8 protein-coding genes are annotated in these 17,417 nt (G+C 71.9%); 3 read left to right on the top strand and 5 right to left on the bottom strand.

Annotated features, from left to right (window positions below; translation table 11 throughout):
- The first annotated feature begins 181 nt into the window (after positions 1–181).
- The 3 genes from JD77_RS33990 to JD77_RS23465 all read left to right on the top strand — a co-directional run bounded on the left by JD77_RS33990 (position 182) and on the right by JD77_RS23465 (position 4,841).
- A complete protein-coding gene (locus JD77_RS33990; protein ID WP_246140866.1) occupies positions 182–1,246 on the top strand; it encodes a hypothetical protein in 1,065 nt (354 codons plus the stop codon).
- A 259-nt stretch (positions 1,247–1,505) separates the two neighbouring features.
- A complete protein-coding gene (locus JD77_RS23470) occupies positions 1,506–3,332 on the top strand; it encodes an AMP-dependent synthetase/ligase (protein WP_145776205.1) in 1,827 nt (608 codons plus the stop codon).
- 120 nt (positions 3,333–3,452) lie between these two features.
- On the top strand, positions 3,453–4,841 hold the full coding sequence (locus JD77_RS23465) for an IS1380 family transposase (RefSeq protein WP_145776204.1): 1,389 nt from the start codon (positions 3,453–3,455) through the stop codon (positions 4,839–4,841).
- Between the two features lie 186 nt (positions 4,842–5,027).
- On the opposite strand, the gene JD77_RS23460 is transcribed toward JD77_RS23465, so the two are convergent.
- From JD77_RS23460 to JD77_RS23445, 5 genes are read right to left on the bottom strand one after another with little or no spacing between them, the layout of a single operon-like run.
- The gene (locus tag JD77_RS23460) at positions 5,028–5,183 is read right to left on the bottom strand and encodes an RICIN domain-containing protein (RefSeq protein ID WP_145776203.1); all 156 of its coding nucleotides are present in this window, start codon (positions 5,181–5,183) and stop codon (positions 5,028–5,030) included.
- Between the two features lie 6 nt (positions 5,184–5,189).
- Positions 5,190–5,684 (bottom strand): trypsin-like serine peptidase, encoded by a 495-nt coding sequence (locus JD77_RS23455; RefSeq protein ID WP_145776202.1) that lies wholly within the window; start codon positions 5,682–5,684, stop codon positions 5,190–5,192.
- A gap of 10 nt (positions 5,685–5,694) precedes the next feature.
- Positions 5,695–6,351: a helix-turn-helix domain-containing protein gene (locus JD77_RS23450; RefSeq protein ID WP_145776201.1), complete on the bottom strand. Its 657-nt coding sequence runs from the start codon at positions 6,349–6,351 to the stop codon at positions 5,695–5,697.
- Positions 6,246–16,109: a hypothetical protein gene (locus JD77_RS32445; protein ID WP_170286521.1), complete on the bottom strand. Its 9,864-nt coding sequence runs from the start codon at positions 16,107–16,109 to the stop codon at positions 6,246–6,248. The genes JD77_RS23450 and JD77_RS32445 overlap by 106 nt, the downstream gene beginning before the upstream one ends.
- Positions 16,106–17,116 (bottom strand): hypothetical protein, encoded by a 1,011-nt coding sequence (locus tag JD77_RS23445; protein ID WP_145776200.1) that lies wholly within the window; start codon positions 17,114–17,116, stop codon positions 16,106–16,108. Before JD77_RS23445 ends, JD77_RS32445 begins: the two co-directional genes overlap by 4 nt.
- Positions 17,117–17,417: the final 301 nt, after the last annotated feature.

Genomic DNA, 17,417 nt, shown 5'->3' with positions numbered 1-17,417 from the left:
CCACCACAGTCCACAGTGATCGGCCTGTCGTCCGGGTCGACACGCGCGCCGCCCGGGCCGGCGGATCATGGCTGCTCCCGCGGGCGCGCGCCGCCGCCCACCGACGCCCCGAGGCGCGGTCGGCGCGTCCGTTTCTGCCCGATCGGCAGCGGAAGGCCTGCTTATCTGTGACCCTGACCGCGTGGGCAGAGCACCAGAGGGTGAAGCCGTCGAACTGCGCGTGCACGGGGTGTCCGGCGCGTCGGCCGACAAGATCCTCGACCACCCGATCGTGGTGCGGGTCGCCGGCGACCGGCACGCCGGCTTCTACCGCCCCCGCGCGGGGACCGGCGCGGCCGGCGGCGCCGTCCCGGGAGTCGCCGTCGAGGCGTACCGCTGGGGTGCCCTGACGGCGGGGGCGGCCGTCCGCACGGCCTCCATGCTGCTGCTGTTGCCGTTCATGCTCGGCAACCTCGCGGTCTGGCTGCGCCCGACGCCGGCCGACCGGTTCGGGCTCCTGGGCGCGCTGTGCCGCGTGCTCGCCGGCAGCCTCACCGTCTCCTTCGTGCTCGGGATCGTCGGCGTCACGATGAACCTCGTCGGCTGGCAGTGCGTGCCGTATGTCCAGTGCCGCGCCGACCGCCCGTGGCTGTCCTGGCTCGCCACCCTGCCCATGGGCCCCCGCCTGGCCCTGCTGTCGCTGATCCCGCTGCTCGCGCTGCGCCTGTTCTGGGCGATCGGCGCCCGGTCCGCGCAGGCGTTCGAGGGCTTCAACCCGGACGCCGTGCCGGCCCGCACGGGTTTGGGACGGCCCTCGCCACAGCGGCGAGCGACCTACCGCCGGGCGGTCGGGCGAACCACCGCGGGCCGTCCTGACCCTCGCACCGCCCGCCTGGGGGCGGAGGGCACGTCGGGACCGGCCGGCGCCGGGGAGGCGCCGGCCGGCTCGATGTGCGCGCCCACCCCGGGCAGCACCGGGGCGGCGGGTCCGCGGGCACGACAAGCGCGGCTTCGGCACGCCTCGGCGATCCCACCCGCCGCACCTCCCCTCCCCCGGCATGACCGGCGCCGGATGGACCGACATCGGTCGGATCGTCCGAAAACGGTACGGTCCGGTCCGGGTCGTGCTGGTCGGCCCCGGCATCCACCAGGCCACCCGGTGGCCGGGAACACGGGCGCCGCGGATCATGTCGCGGGCCGTTTGCCGCCGGTCGCCTCGGGCAATCGCGCGGCAGACGACCGTCACACGGGCAGGAGCCGGCGATGAAGATCCACGACCCGGACAGCCAGGCGATGCGGAAGGACTACGACGTCACCGACATCGAGCGCCTGATGGGCAAACAGGACTGGAAGAGCTGCGACGACGTGATCGGCCGATAGCACGGGGCCGACCGCGTTGTCGACCGGGTCCGGGGGCGCGCCGGAGGTTACCTCCCGCGCCACGGGTACGGGCTTGCCGTCGGGCGCGGCGGCCTTGGTACGGGCCGACACGAGCGAGACGTCGCACTGGAGAGCCGAGGAGCGCGATGCGGCGCAACGTCAGGGTGGAGCCGAAGATCACCGGCGGGGAGTCGGTGGGGCTGGCCGACGTGGTGTGGGACAACGCGCGGCGGGCCCCGGACGCGGTGCAGTTCCGGCGCCCCGACCCGGACGCCCGGTCGTGGCCGCACCCGTCCGGTGACCCGTCCGTGGTGACCTGCCGACGGTTTCGCGACGACGTGCTGGCCGTCGCGCGCGGGCTCGTCGCGGCAGGCTTGACCCCGGGTTCCCGGGTCGCACTGATGAGCCGCACCCGGTACGAGTGGACCCTGGTCGACTACGCGGTGTGGACGATCGGCGCGGTGACCGTTCCGGTGTATGACACGTCGAGCGCCGAGCAGTTGGCCTGGATCCTCGCCGACTCGGGCGCGGTGGCGTGCGTGGTGGAGCTGGCCGACCACGCCGCGCTGCTGGCCGACGTACGCCACGGGCTGCCCGAGCTGCGCCAGGTGTGGCAGATCGACTCCGGCGACCTGATTCGACTGGCTGAACAGGGCCGGGCCGTTGACGACGAGGCGGTCGAACGCCGGCGTGCCGCGGTGTCCGGCACTGACCTGGCCACGATCGTCTACACCAGCGGAACCACGGGCCGGCCCAAGGGATGCGTACTGACCCACCGGAACATCCACCTCGACGTCGGCAACGCGGTCGAGGAGCTGCCCGAACTGTTCAACCGGACGGCGTCGACGGTCCTCTTCCTGCCGCTGGCGCACGCTTTCGCCAGGATGATCCAGGTGGGGATGGTGCAGACCCGGGCGACGATGGTGCACAGCCCCAGCGCCCGGGGGGTGCTGAAGCAGCTGCGCCAGTACCGGCCGACGTTCGTTCTCGCGGTGCCACGGGTCTTCGAGCGGGCGTACAACACGGCGCGGCAGCAGGCCGCCGCGCGGCACCGGGGGTGGCTGTTCGACGTCGCGGACCAGGTGGCGGTGCGGTACAGCCGGGCCCTCGACATGCCGCCCGGTCCCGGGACGGGCCTCCGGCTGCTGCGGAGCCTCCTCGACGTGCTGGTCTACCGGAAGCTGCGGGCCGCGTTCGGGGGCCGCTGCCGGGTCGCCGTCGTCGGCGGGGCTCACCTCGGTGAACGACTCGGCCACTTCTTCCGTGGCGCCGGCCTCACGATCCTCGAGGGGTACGGCTTGACGGAAACGTCCCCGGCGCTGGCGGTGAACCGGCCCTCCGCGATGCGGGTCGGCACCGTCGGCCGGCCGCTGCCCGGCGTGGAGTTGGCCGTCGCCGACGGCGGGGAGATCCTCGTCCGCAGCGCCGTCGTGTTCCGTGGCTACTGGAACAACCCGGCGGCTACGAGCGAGACGTTCACCGCCGACGGCTGGCTCCGCACCGGCGACCTCGGCAGCCTCGACGACGACGGCTATCTGCGGATCACCGGACGCACAAAGGAGATCATGGTGACCGCGGAGGGAAAGAACATCACGCCCGCCCCGGTCGAGGACCGGATCCGCGCACACCCGCTGATCAGTCAGTCCATGCTGATCGGCGACGGGAAGCCCTACGTCGCCGCCCTGGTCACCATCGACCCGCAGGCCTGGTCCCGATGGCGCGACGCGCACGGTCATCCGCGCGCCTCCGTGGCGGAGTTGCGCGACGACCCCGCCCTGCGCGACGAGATCCAGACCGCGATCGACCAGGCGAACCACTCGGTCTCCCACGCCGAGGCGATCAAGACGTTCCGGATCCTGCCCGACGACTTCACCGAGGCCAACGGTGAGCTCACCCCCACGTTGAAGATCAGACGCGAGGTGGTGCAGCGGCATCGCGCCGCCGACATCGCCACCCTCTACCGCGGCCACTGAGCCTCGATCCACCGATGAGTGTCGGGGCGGTGGTACCCCGGAGATAGAAAGTGCCCTCTGAGCTGGAAGGATAGGAGTTCTGACGCTTCTATTCCGCCGGTTCGAGAGGGCACCTCGCAGGTGAGATTACGCCATGACGCGCCGGTGGTGCGCGCGACGTTCGATGATCCGAATCTGGTGTCGTGTGCCGGCCTCGTTCCGGTGATGCGCCTGGCCGAGCAGGCCGGTCTGTGCGACGCGGTCAGCGACCGGGTGCGGCTGCCGACGGACAAGGGCGCCAACCCTGCCGGGAAGGTCGCCACGATCGTGGCGGGGATGCTCAGCGGCGCGGACAGCATCGACGACCTCGACATCGCCCGCCACGGTGGGATGGGGTCGTTGTTCACGAGCGTGTACGCGCCGTCGACGCTCGGGTCGTTCCTGCGCACGTTCACCCACGGACACGTACGGCAACTGCAGGCCGTCGCCCGGGACACCCTGATCGGCCTGGCCGGCCGGGCCCCGATCCTGACCGGCGCCGACGTGCTGTGTTTCCTCGACATCGACTCGATGCTGCGCCGTGTCTACGGCAAGCAGAAGCAGGGCATAGGCTTCGGCCACACCAAGGTCGGCGGCTACAACGTCTACCTGCGGGGCTACAACCCCCTGCTCGCCACACTGTCCACACCGCTGTCGGCGCCGGTGATCGCGGCCACCCGGCTGCGGGCGGGTAACGCCGGCTCCGCCCGAGGTGCGGCGAGCATGATCGCCGAAGCGATCACCACCGCCCGATCCTGCGGCGCGACCGGGGAGATCGTCGTGCGGTCCGACTCGGCGTTCTACGCCAAGACCGTGATCAGCGCCTGCCGGCGCCGTGGTGTCCGCTTCTCGGTCACCACCCGGATCGACGGCAAGATCCGCGCCGCGTGCGACAGCATCACCGAACAGCAGTGGGTCGACATCAAGTACCCGCAGGCCGTCTGGGACGAAGACGAGCAACGGTGGATCTCCGACGCGCAGATCGCCGAAACCACCTACACCGCGTTCGCCGGCACCCGACACGCGGTGACCGCCCGGCTGATCGTGCGCCGCATCCGCCGCGACGACCCGCAACAGATCCCCGGCCAAGAAGAACTCGTGCCCCAGTACCGGTATCACGCGGTGTTCACCGACAGCCCGTACACCCTGGTCCAGGCCGAAGCCCAGCACCGCGGCCACGCGATCATCGAACAGGTCAACGCCGACCTGATCGCCGGACCCCTCGCCCACCTGCCCTCCGGCCGCTTCAACGCCAACGACGCCTGGCTGACCTGCGCCGCGATCGCCCACAACCTCACCCGCACCGCAGGCCACCTCGCCGCCGGCGCCTACGCCACCGCCCGGCCAGCAACAATCCGGACCAGGATCATCAACGTCGCCGCACGCCTCGCACACCGGGCACGCACCATCCACCTGCACCTACCCGACCACTGGCCCTGGCAGCCAGCGTTCGACAACCTGTTCACCGCCGTCCACACCACACCCGGCTGACCACACCCACCAGCAGAACCCCGGCGGCCCGACCACAGGCCACAACTCCACCCCCACCCAACAACCCGCACCCGGAGCAAGCCGACCACGTGATCGGCGACTCCCACACGCCCACCGAATCACCCAATACCAAACATGATCAACCGGCGAACGACATCAACTGCGTCGGTGGATCGAGGCTGAGGGTCAGTAGCGAGACCACTTCTGGTTCGCGCTGCCCGTGCAGTCCCACAGCTGGAGTCTGCCGCCGTTGCCGGAGACCCAGTCCCGTACGTCGACGCAGCGGTTGGCGTTGTGCGCGATGTGGACGGACGCCGGGCCCGACTCGGCCCCCGTCGACATCGGCCGTCAGCTGGAGAGGTTCCGTACGGTGTTGTACAGGCTCGCCACCTGGTTGCCGTAGTACGGCGAGAACATGTACTGCGGGAGGTTGTTGTACTTGAAGTCGTTGTGTCCGTTGATGTAGCCCCAGTTGCCGTCGAACTGCATCAGCCAGGGACCGCCGGACGAGAAGCCGGTCATGTAGTTGACCATGTAGATGGTGCCGCCCCCACCGCCGTACGTGGGGCCGTTTTCGGCGACGAGCCTCCCCGTGCCGTCGTATCCGAAGGCGTACAGGTACTGGCCGATCGCGAAGTTCCAGCCGATTCCCTGGCCGCCCAGGTAGTCGCAGATCCGCCAGCCGTTGACGCGGCCGACCACGGCCGACCCGACGTCGTTGGCGAAGTCGTTGTTGTTGTTGAAGAAGGCCGTGGTGGACCAGAGCTGGATGGCGGGCCACTGGCCGTAGGGGGCCGCGCCGTTGTTGTAGTTCGGGACGAAGACCCAGTTGCTGGCGAACACCCCGCTGGCCTCAATCCCTTGACACGTTCCGCCGGGGCTGACCCGGATCGCTCACCCCGTACCGCGCCGCCACGCCACCGTGACCTTTTCGGACCAGCTGCAGCAGAGCACTGCCGCGCAGCAATGCCCCGATCTGGCGATGCACCGTCGACTGCGGTGTGGATGTCGCCTCGGCGAGGTCTGGCTCGCTGGCGGTGATGATCCCGTCGGCGCCCATCCGGTCGATCAGGGCGTTCCACAACTTCGGCAGCTGTCTTCGCTGCGATGTTGTGGTGGCGATGTGGCCGGCGTGCTGGTCGAACAGCGCCCGGGCCTCGCCCGGGTCGCGCACCCACTGGCTGCCCTCGGGAGGGGCCGGCACCGGTGCTTGCCGGGGCTGACCCGGATCGCTCACCCCGTACCGCGCCGCCACGCGACCGCGACCTCCCTGGACCCGCTGCAGCAGACCAGTGTCGCGCAATACCCCGATCCGGTCATGCACCGTCGTCTGCGGTGTGGATGTCGCCTCGGCGAGGTCTGGCTCGCTGGCGGTGATGATCCCGTCGCCGTCCATCCGGTCGATCAGGGCGTTCCACATTTTCCGCAGCGGTTCCCGCTGCCGTGTTGTGGTGGCGATGTGGCCGGCGTGCTGGTCGAACAGCCTCCGGGCCTCGCCCGGGTCGCGCACCCGCCGGCTGCCCGCAGCGAGTTGGGGTTGGGGTGGTCGGGGTGCAGTGGGGCGGTGGTGGGTGGCTGGTCGGCCGGGTGATGGAGGGTGTCGCCGGCGTGGACAGTGCCGGCGTCGGTGCGGGTCACCGCTGGAGAGGGCGCGAGGGATGGCTGCCAGTCCATGTCCGGCCCCTGGTAGGTGGCCCAGTCGCCGAGGTTCCCGCCGTCGCCGGCCCAGTCGCCGAGGTTCCCGCTGCCCTCGCCGGCCTGATCGTCGATGCCCGGCTGGCCGAAGTCGGTGGACATCGCAGCACCGTGGGCGGTCACATCAATGCCGGGAACCGGCCACCCCGGTTCCGCCCACCCCGCCGGCCAGGACGACGCGGTGGGGACGTCCGGGGCGTCCAGCGGCCCGGGCAGCCAGGGCAGCCCAGGCAGGCCCGTGCCCGCCGGCGGGGCAGGCGCCGGCCCGGGCATCGGCGACGTCCCCCCGTGGTCCAGCCAGGACAGGTCCTCACCCTGCGGGCGGTCCGGTCCGAGGGCAGGGCCCGGCACCGGTGCTTGCCGGGGCTGACCCGGATCGCTCACCCCGTACCGCGCCGCCCCGCGACCGCGACCTCCCTGGACCCGCTGCAGCAGACCACGGTCGCGCAATACCCCGATCCGGGCATGCACCGTCCGCTGCGGTGTGGATGTCGCCTCGGCGAGGTCTGACTCGCCGACGGTGATGATCCCGTTGTCGTCCATCCGGCCGATCAGGGCGTTCCACAATTTCCGCAGCGGTTCCCGCTGCCGTGTTGTGGTGGCGATGTGGTCGGCGTGCTGGTCGAACAGCATCCGGGCCTCGCCCGGGTCGCGCAGCCACTGGCTGCCTTCGGGAGGGGCCGGCAACGATGCTTGCCGGGGCTGACCCGGATCGCTCACCCTGTACCGCGCCGCCCCGTGACCGCGACCTTCCTGGACCAGCTGCAGCAGACCACTGTCGCGCAATGCCACGATCCGGTAATGCACCGTCGGCTGCGGTGTGGATGTCGCCTCGGCGAGGTCTGACTCGCTGGCGGTGATGATCCCGTTGTCGTCCATCCGGTCGATCAGGGCGTTCCACAACTTCGGCAGCTGTCTTCGCTGCGATGTTGTGGTGGCGATGTGGCCGGCGTGCTGGTCGAACAGCGCCTGGGCCTCGCCCGGGTCGCGCACCCGCCGGCTGTCCGCAGTGGGTTGGGGTTGGGGTTGGTCGGGGTGCGGCGAGGCGGGCGTGGTGGGTGGCTGGTCGGCCGGGTGATGGAGGGTGTCGCCGGCGTGGACAGTGCCGGCGTCGGTGCGGGCCACCGGTGGAGAGGGCGCGAGGGATGGCTGCCAGTCCATGTCCGGCCCCTGGTAGGTGGCCCAGTCGCCGAGGTTCCCGCCCTCGCCGGCCCAGTCGCCGAGGTTCCCGCTGCCCTCGCCGGCCTGATCGTCGATGCGCGGCTGGCCGAAGTCGGTGGACATCGCAGCACCGTGCCCGTCGGTCACATCAATGCCGGGAACCGGCCCCGCCGGTTCCGCCCACCCCGCCGGCCAGGACGACGCGGTGGGGGCGTCCGGGGCGTCCAGCGGCCCGGGCAGCCCTGGCAGCCCAGGCAGGCCCGTGTCCGCCGGCGGGGCAGGTGCCGGCCCGGGCATCGGCGACTGAGGTGCCGGATCCTGCATACCCGGTCCGGGCGGGAACGACTGAGTCCCTGGGGACTGGCTGGGCTGGTCGCCGCTGGGCTGCGACCACGATGTCGGGCCGGGCGGGGCCTGCGGCCGGGGCGGATCCATCGGTTGCGGCGCGGGGTCGGGTTCCGTGCCCACGGCCTCAAGCAGATAGAGCAGATCGGCCGGGTCCACATCGAGCGAACCGGCTGGGCCCACCTCGTAGGTGGCCCAGTCGCCGAGGTTCCCGCCGTCGCCGGCCCAGTCGCCGAGGTTCCCGCTGCCCTCGCCGGCCTGATCGTCGATGCCCGGCTGGCCGAAGTCGATGGAGTTCGCAGCACCGTGGGCGGTCACATCAATGCCGGGAACCGGCCCCGCCGGTTCCGCCCACCCCGCCGGCCAGGACGACGCGGCCGGCCCCGCCGGCCAGGACGATGCCGTGGGGGCGTCCGGGTCGTCCAGCGGCCCGGGCAGCGCTGGCAGGCCCGTGCCCGCCGGCGGGGCAGGTGCCGGCCCGGGCATCGGCGACGTCCCCCCGTGGTCCAGCCAGGACAGGTCCTCACCCTGCGGGCGGTCCGGTCCGAGGGCAGGGCCCGGCAGCGGTGCTTGCCGGGGCTGACCCGGATCGCTCACCCCGTACCGCGCCGCCACGCGACCGTGCCTTTCCTGGACCAGCTGCAGCAGACCACTGTCGCGCAATACCCCGATCCGGTCACGCACCGTCCGCCGCGGTGTGGATGTCGCCTCGGCGAGGTCTGACTCGCTGGCGGTGATGATCCCGTTGTCGTCCATCCGGTCGATCAGGGCGTTCCACAATTTCCGCAGCGGTTCCCGCCGCCGTGTTGTGGTGGCGATGTGGCCGGCGTGCTGGTCGAACAGCGCCTGGGCCTCGCCCGGGTCGCGCACCCACTGGCTGCCCTCGGGAGGGGCCGGCACCGGTGCTTGCCGGGGCTGACCCGGATCGCTCACCCCGTACCGCGCCGCCACGCGACCGCGACCTCCCTGGACCCGCTGCAGCAGACCAGTGTCGCGCAATACCCCGATCCGGTCATGCACCGTCGTCTGCGGTGTGGATGTCGCCTCGGCGAGGTCTGGCTCGCTGGCGGTGATGATCCCGTCGCCGTCCATCCGGTCGATCAGGGCGTTCCACAACTGCCGCAGCGGTTCCCGCTGCCATGTTGTGGTGGCGATGTGGCCGGCGTGCTGGTCGAACAGCCTCCGGGCCTCGCCCGGGTCGCGCACCCGCCGGCTGTCCGCAGTGGGTTGGGGTTGGGGTTGGTCGGGGTGCGGCGAGGCGGGCGTGGTGGGTGGCTGGTCGGCCAGGTGATGGGGGGTGTCGCCGGCGTGGACAGTGCCGGCGTCGGTGCGGGTCACCGCTGGAGAGGGCGCGAGGGATGGCTGCCAGTCCATGTCCGGCCCCTGGTAGGTGGCCCAGTCGCCGAGGTTCCCGCCGTCGCCGGCCCAGTCGCCGAGGTTCCCGCTGCCCTCGCCGGCCTGATCGTCGATGCCCGGCTGGCCGAAGTCGGTGGACATCGCAGCACCGTGGGCGGTCACATCAATGCCGGGAACCGGCCACCCCGGTTCCGCCCACCCCGCCGGCCAGGACGACGCGGTGGGGACGTCCGGGGCGTCCAACGGCCCGGGCAGCCAGGGCAGCCCAGGCAGGCCCGTGCCCGCCGGCGGGGCAGTCGCCGGCCCGGGCGTCGGCGACTGAGGTGCCGGATCCTGCATACCCGGTCCGGGCGGGAACGACTGAGTCCCTGGGGACTGGCTGGGCTGGTCGCCGCTGGGCTGCGACCACGATGTCGAGCCGGGCGGGGCCTGCGGCCGGGGCGGATCCATCGGTTGCGGCCCGGGGTCGGGTTCCGTGCCCACGGCCTCAAGCAGATAGAGCAGATCGGCCGGGTCCACATCGAGCGAACCGGCTGGGCCCACCTCATAGGTGGCCCAGTCGCCGAGGTTCCCGCCGTCGCCGGCCCAGTCGCCGAGGTTCCCGCTGCCCTCGCCGGCCTGATCGTCGATGCCCGGCTGGCCGAAGTCGGTGGACATCGCAGCACCGTGCCCGTCGGTCACGCCCATGCCGGGTACCGGCCACCCCGGTTCCGCCCACCCCGCCGGCCAGGACGACGCGGTGGGGGCGTCCGGGTCGTCCAACGGCCCGGGCAGCCCTGGCAGACCCGTGCCCGCCGGCGGGGCAGGTGCCGGCCCGGGCATCGGCGACGTCCCCCCGTGGTCCAGCCAGGACAGGTCCTCACCCTGCGGGCGGTCCGGTCCGAGGGCAGGGCCCGGTAGCGGTGCTTGCCGGGGCTGACCCGGATCGCTCACCCCGTACCGCGCCGCCACGCCACCGTGACCTTTTCGGACCAGCTGCAGCAGACCACTGTCGCGCAATACCCCGATCCGGTCATGCACCCTCTGCTGCGGTGTGGATGTCGCCTCGGCGAGGTCTGGCTCGCTGGCGGTGATGATCCCGTCGGCGCCCATCCGGTCGATCAGGGCGTTCCACAACTTCGGCAGCTGTCTTCGCTGCGATGTTGTGGTGGCGATGTGGCCGGCGTGCTGGTCGAACAGCGCCTGGGCCTCGCCCGGGTCGCGCACCCACTGGCTGCCCTCGGGAAGGTCCGGCAGCGGTGCTTGCCGGGGCTGACCCGGATCGCTCACCCCGTACCGCGCCACCCCGCGACCGCGACCTTCCTGGACCCGCTGCAGCAGACCACGGTCGCGCAATACCCCGATCCGGCGATGCACCGTCGGCTGCGGTGTGGATGTCGCCTCGGCGAGGTCTGACTCGCTGGCGGTGATGATCCCGTCGCCGTCCATCCGGTCGATCAGGGCGTTCCACAACTGCCGCAGCGGTTCCCGCTGCCATGTTGTGGTGGCGATGTGGCCGGCGTGCTGGTCGAACAGCCTCCGGGCCTCGCCCGGGTCGCGCACCCGCCGGCTGTCCGCAGTGGGTTGGGGTTGGGGTTGGGGTTGGTCGGGGTGCGGCGAGGCGGGCGTGGTGGGTGGCTGGTCGGCCGGGTGATGGAGGGTGTCGCCGGCGTGGACAGTGCCGGCGTCGGTGCGGGCCACCGGTGGAGAGGGCGCGAGGGATGGCTGCCAGTCCATGTCCGGCCCCTGGTAGGTGGCCCAGTCGCCGAGGTTCCCGCCCTCGCCGGCCCAGTCGCCGAGGTTCCCGCTGCCCTCGCGGGCCTGATCGTCGATGCGCGGCTGGCCGAAGTCGGTGGACATCGCAGCACCGTGGGCGGTCACATCAATGCCGGGAACCGGCCCCGCCGGTTCCGCCCACCCCGCCGGCCAGGACGACGCGGTGGGGGCGTCCGGGGCGTCCAGCGGCCCGGGCAGCCCTGGCAGCCCAGGCAGGCCCGTGCCCGCCGGCGGGGCAGGTGCCGGCCCGGGCATCGGCGACTGAGGTGCCGGATCCTGCATACCCGGTCCGGGCGGGAACGACTGAGTCCCTGGGGACTGGCTGGGCTGGTCGCCGCTGGGCTGCGACCACGATGTCGGGCCGAGCGGGGCCTGCGGCCGGGACGGATCCATCGGTTGCGGCCCGGGGTCGGGTTCCGTGCCCACGGCCTCAAGCAGATAGAGCAGATCGGCCGGGTCCACATCGAGCGAACCGGCTGGGCCCACCTCGTAGGTGGCCCAGTCGCCGAGGTTCCCGCCATCGCCGGCCCAGTCGCCGAGGTTCCCGCTGCCCTCGCCGGCCTGATCGTCGATGCCCGGCTGGCCGAAGTCGGTGGACATCGCAGCACCGTGGGCGGTCACATCAATGCCGGGAACCGGCCACCCCGGTTCCGCCCACCCCGCCGGCCAGGACGACGCGGTGGGGGCGTCCGGGTCGTCCAGCGACCCGGGCGGCCCTGAGAGCCCGGGCAGACCCGTGCCCGCCGACGGGGCAGGTGCCGGCCCGGGCCTCGGTGACGTATCCCCGTGGTTCAGCCGGGACAGATCCTCACTACCCTGCGGGCGGTCCGGTTCGGGGGCAGGGCCCGGCACCGGTGCTTGCCGGGGCTGACCCGGATCGGTCACCGCGTACCGCGCCGCCACGCGACTGTGTGTTTCCTGGACCAGCTGCAGCAGACCACGGCCGCGTAATGCCACGATCCGGCGATGCACCGTCGGCTGCGATGTGGATGTCGCTGCGGCGAGGGCTGGCTCGCTGGCGGTGATGATCCCGTCGGCGCCCATCCGGTCGATCAAGGCATTCCACAACTGCCGCAGCGGTTCCCGCTGCCGTGTTGTGGTGGCGATGTGGCCGGCGTGCTGGTCGAACAGCGTCCGGGCATCATTCCGGTTGCGTACCCACTGGCTGCCCTCGGGAAGGTCCGACAACGGTGCTTGCCGGGGCTGACCCGGATCGGTCACCCCGTACCGCGCCGCCACACCAGGGCGTGCTTCCTGGACCAGCTGCAGCAGACCACGGCCGCGTAATGCCACGATCCGGTCATGCACCGTCGGCTGCGGTGTGGATGTCGCTGCGGCGAGGGCTGGCTCGCTGGCGGTGATGATCCCGTCGGCGCCCATATGGTTGATCAGGGCGTTCCACAACTGCGGCAGCTGTTCCCGCTGCTGTGTTGTGGTGGCGAAGTGGCCGGCGTGCTGGTCGAACAGGACCCGGGCCTCGCCCGGGTCGCGCACCCACTGGCTGCCCTCGGGAAGGTCCGGCACCGGTGCTTGCCGGGGCTGGCCCGGATCGGTCACCCTGTACCGCGCCGCCACGCCACCGTGTGCTTCCTGGACCAGCTGCAGCAGACCACGGCCGCGCAATACCCCGATCCGCTTATGCACCGTCGACTGCGGTGTGGATGTCGCCGCGGCGAGGTCTGGCACGCTGGCGGTGATGATCCCGTCGGCGCCCATATGGTTGATCAGGGCGTTCCACAACTGCGGCAGCTGTTCCTGCTGCTGTGTTGTGGTGGCGATGTGGTCGGCGTGCTGGTCGAACAGCGTCTGGGCATCATTCCGGTTGCGTACCCACTGGCTGCCTTCGGGAAGGTCCGGCAATGGTGCTTGCCGGGGCTGACCCGGATCGGTCACCCCGTACCGCGCCGCCACACCAGGGCGTGCTTCCTGGACCAGCTGCAGCAGACCACGGCCGCGCAATACCACGATCCGGTCATGCACCGTCGGCCGCGGTGTGGATGTCGCCGCGGCGAGGGCTGACTCGCTGACGGTGATGATCCCGTCGGCGCCCATATGGTTGATCAGGACGTTCCACAACTGCCGCAGCTGTTCCCGCTGCTGTGTTGTGGTGGCGATGCGGTCGGCGTGCTGGTCGAACAGCGTCCGGGCATCATTCCGGTTGCGCACCCACTGGCTGCCCGCAGTGGGTTGGGGTTGGTCGGGGTGCAGCGAGGCGGGGGTGGTGGGTGGCTCGTCGGCCGGGTGATGGGGGGTGTCGCCGGCGTGGACAGTGCCGGCGTCGGTGCGGGTCACCGCCGGGGAGGGCGCGAGGGATGGTTGCCAGTCCATGTCCGGCCCCTGCCAGGTGGCCCAGTCGCCGAGATCCCCGCCGTCGCCGGCCTGATCGCGCGGCTGGCCGGGGTCGGTGGACATCCCAGCACCGTGGGTGGTCACATCAATGTCGGAAACCGGCCACCCCGGTTCCGTCCACCCCGCCGTCCAGGCCGGCGCGGCCGGCCCCGCCTGCCAGGCCGACGCGCTGGGGGCGTCCGGGGCGTCCAGCGGCCCGGGCAGCCAGGGCAGCCAGGGCAGCCCCGTGCCTGCCGGCGGGGCAGGTGCCAGCCCGGGCATCGGCAACATATCCCAGTCGTCCAGCCAGGACAGGTCCTCACCCTGCGGGTGGTCCGGTCCGAGGGCAGGGCCCGGCACCGGCAATTCCGCCTTTGGATCCCGCGACGGGCCCCACATCCACTGGGCCGCGGACGCCGGGCCAGGAGCAGACGGGTGGCCGTCTTGCGCTGGATCGGGCGACTGGCCGTGGGAGGTGTTGCCGGCCCACCGGTGCCGGCCGCCAGCGGCGGCGAAGTCCTCCTGGTCCGGCCAGCGGACGCCGGGTTCCTGGCCGTTGTCGATGATGTCCGCGGTCCGTACCGCCTCCACGAGATCCGGTCCGAACAACTCCACCGAGGCGTCCGAGAACAACACCGACCGCACCGGCTCGTCCACGTGTGGCCGCAACTCGCCGGGCATCTGGTCCACCTCGTGCGTGGACGACATCAGCCGCCGGGCGCGCAGCCGGGTACGCAGCCATTCACCGAAGGAGGTGACCTGTCCCGGTCCCTGCCATGCCGCGTCGCACCAGACCAGCAAGATGTCGGGTGCGTCGCCGCCGCGCTGCCGCGCCTGCGCGACGGCGTGTCGCCAGGCGGGCGAGGCGGTGAGCATCCGGAGGAACAAGGCCTGACGCACCGGATCGTCAGCCAGCCGCTCGGCCAGGTTCCGGTGCCCGGCGATGGTGAACCATCCCCGCACCCGCGGCAGCGCCCGCGCCGCCGTGCGGTCCGCCGCCGCCGCGTCCGGATCCGCCGCCGCCGGGTCTGCGAAGTACACCCCGCTGAACGTGTCCGCCATGACGATGTCCCTGGAAACCTCGAACAGTCGGGGCAGGACCCCGTCCGGCGACGCCGCCTGGATACCGATGTCCGCGGCGAGGCGGCGCAGCTGAGCGTCGCTGGCACGGCCGTGGCCGCCGCTGGCGAGGTCGTGGATTCGTTGCCCGGCCGACCCGGTAGCCGCGACGGCCGGCTCGCCGAGACCGCCAGAGCCGGCACCGACCGGTTCGTCCAGCACCGACACGTCACCGATCGAACCCGTATCCCCGAAACCGGTCGAATCCGTGTCCCTGGAGCCGAGATCGGGGCTGAACACCGCACCGCTTGCCACGGACACGTCACTGACCGACGCCGTATCACCGACGCTGACGACGTCGACGATCGACATGCCACCGACACGGGAGCCGGCACCACCCGGCACCGTACCGAGGGCCCCGGCGACCTCCGGGGTCCCGGGCGTCGCGCTGCCGCCGGCCGAGGCGAGCACCGTGTGGTACCCGTCCACCCACTCCCGCTGGAACGAGGTGACCAGCGCCGCGTGACCGGCCGGGTCGACACCGTAGCGGTGGGCCAGGGCGGTGAACTGCTTTTCTGCCAGGCTGGCCGCGGCTGCGGTGTGCTGCTCGACAGTCACCGACACTGCCGGCGCGCCGGTACGCCAGTTTGCCGGGGTGTCCGCCGGGAACGGGATGGCGTGCGGTGCGGTGATGTCGGGAATGGTCGCGGCCGAGAAACGGGCGGGCAGGTCGGTGACCGCCTGCCGGACCACGTTCGCCACGGCACTGACCTGCGCGGCGTTGGGACCGGCCACCACAGCGGGCAGCACAGCGGGCAGCACTGCGGGCAGCGCGGAGGTGCCGAGGATCGCATCGAGGCTTCGGTCCACCCAGTTCCGCGTTTCCCTCTCGACCACCTCGACCGCGGCGGCGGACGGCACCCCCGCCCCGGCGCCTGCCGGCACGCCCGCGGCCGACGACGTGCCAGCGCCGGTCGGCGTGCCGGGGCCTGTCGGCGTGCCGGCGGTGAGGTGCTGGTCGATGTGGTGTTGGACGGCCAGGTGCGCGATCGAGCGCAACGCCTGCCGGTCGAACTCCGCCGGCAGCCCGGCGACCTGCTCCGACCACACCCCGGCCGGGACCTGCCCACCCGCGGACGCCAACGCCTCGGCCATCCGGGCCACCGCCCGCTGCCGGACACCCGTCAGATACCCCTCGGTCAGCGCGGCAGCGGGCAGACCGACCGCGGACAGGAAAGCCGCAACAACCCGATCACCCCGCCGGGCGTCGACCCACCCGGCGAAAACCCCCTCGACCGGCACGGCGAGCGCGGCCATGCTCTCGCCCGCCCGAGCCACCCCGGCCAGCAACCCACCGTAACGATCCACCAGATCCTGCTGGAACCGATACCACCGCTCCACCACCGGCCCACCCGCTGCCACAACCCACGCCGGCACCGGCACGGCCGGCACCGACAGGCTCGGCACCGACCACGACGGCACCGACAGGTCCAGACTCGGCGCGGGCAGGTTCGATGCCGGCAGCGGCAGCGGCAGCGGCAGCGGCAGCGGGGCCTGCCCGCCGGTCACCGCAGGCTTCGGATCATCGGCCCCAGCCCGGTACCCCGTGGACGTGTCTCCACCAACCAGTGGCGGCGCCACCGGCAGGACCGGCCTTCCGTCGGGCGTGAAGTCGGGGCGAGGCATCTGCACCCGGGCAGGTTCACGGCGCGACTCACGACGAGCCCGAGCCCGCTCGCGGCCGACCCGCCCGCCCCCGACAGCGCCCCGGACAGAAGATCGGCACCGAGATTGCCGGTGTCGTAGTACCCATCGACCATCAAGCTGGCACCGATACCGAACAGCCCCTCCGTGCCGGTCTCCAACACCGGCCGCGTCAACAGATCGGTCAACAGCATCCTGGTGCTGTCCGACAGGCCGAGTTTGCCGACCGCGCCCGCGACCGCACCAGCGACCTTGCCCAACGCCGGCCCGCCCACCGTGCCCAGGAACGCCACCGCCCCCGCGAACGCCGCCTGCTTACCGACCGCCGACCAGTTCACCCCCGACTGCAAACCATCGGTCATCATCGACACCTCGGCCAGCAGCGCAGAACCCGGCATGAACAACATCTGCATCGCCGTGCTACTCGCCGCCGACCGCACCAACGCCGACCGCAGGACCACCTGGATGACCGTCCGCGCCTCGGCGACGTGCGCCGCCGCCCCCACCGGATTCCACCACCACATCGCGGCCGCGGCGGCGAACTCGGCCTGCATGAAGGAGAACATGGCCAACGCCGTACGCTTGCCGGCCTCCGTCTCCAGGAAGAACTTCTTCTCCGCCTCCACCACGGCGAGCATCAGATCGGCCGTCTCGGCCATCTTCCCCACGAACGGAACGGTCTGCGCCACGAACCGGTCGAAGGCCTCACCCTCCCCCGCCTGCCGGACCGCCCTGATCGTCTGCTCCAGCAACGGACCCAGCACCGTACGCACCCGACCCGCCAGCATCTCCAGCGTGCCGATGTCATCCCACAACAACGGCAACTTCGCCCGGGACACCCGCACCCCGGTGAACCCTTCCAAAACCCGCAACGAACTCTCACTGAGCTCAACAGTCGAAAAAGCAGCGGCGACCAACGCGCAACGCTCCTTCCCCGCTCCCGAACCAAGGACACCCAGTACGGATCAGCCAGCCCCGCGGACCGCCCACCCCAGCCCCGACCACCTCGCCGGCGACAACCTCACCACCCCGTCGCCCACCCGGCGGCCAAAACCCCCACACCTCGCCCCGCGATGCGACCGACGCCCACCACCCCCACCGGCAGTGTTGATCGCCGAGAGCCACGCACCCTCACCGTAAAGTGACGGTAGTCGACACCGGCGACACCAGCCA

This window comes from Micromonospora olivasterospora (assembly GCF_007830265.1).
GTDB classification, from domain to species: Bacteria; Actinomycetota; Actinomycetes; order Mycobacteriales; family Micromonosporaceae; genus Micromonospora; species Micromonospora olivasterospora.
This window is presented reverse-complemented; position numbering and strand designations above follow the sequence as displayed.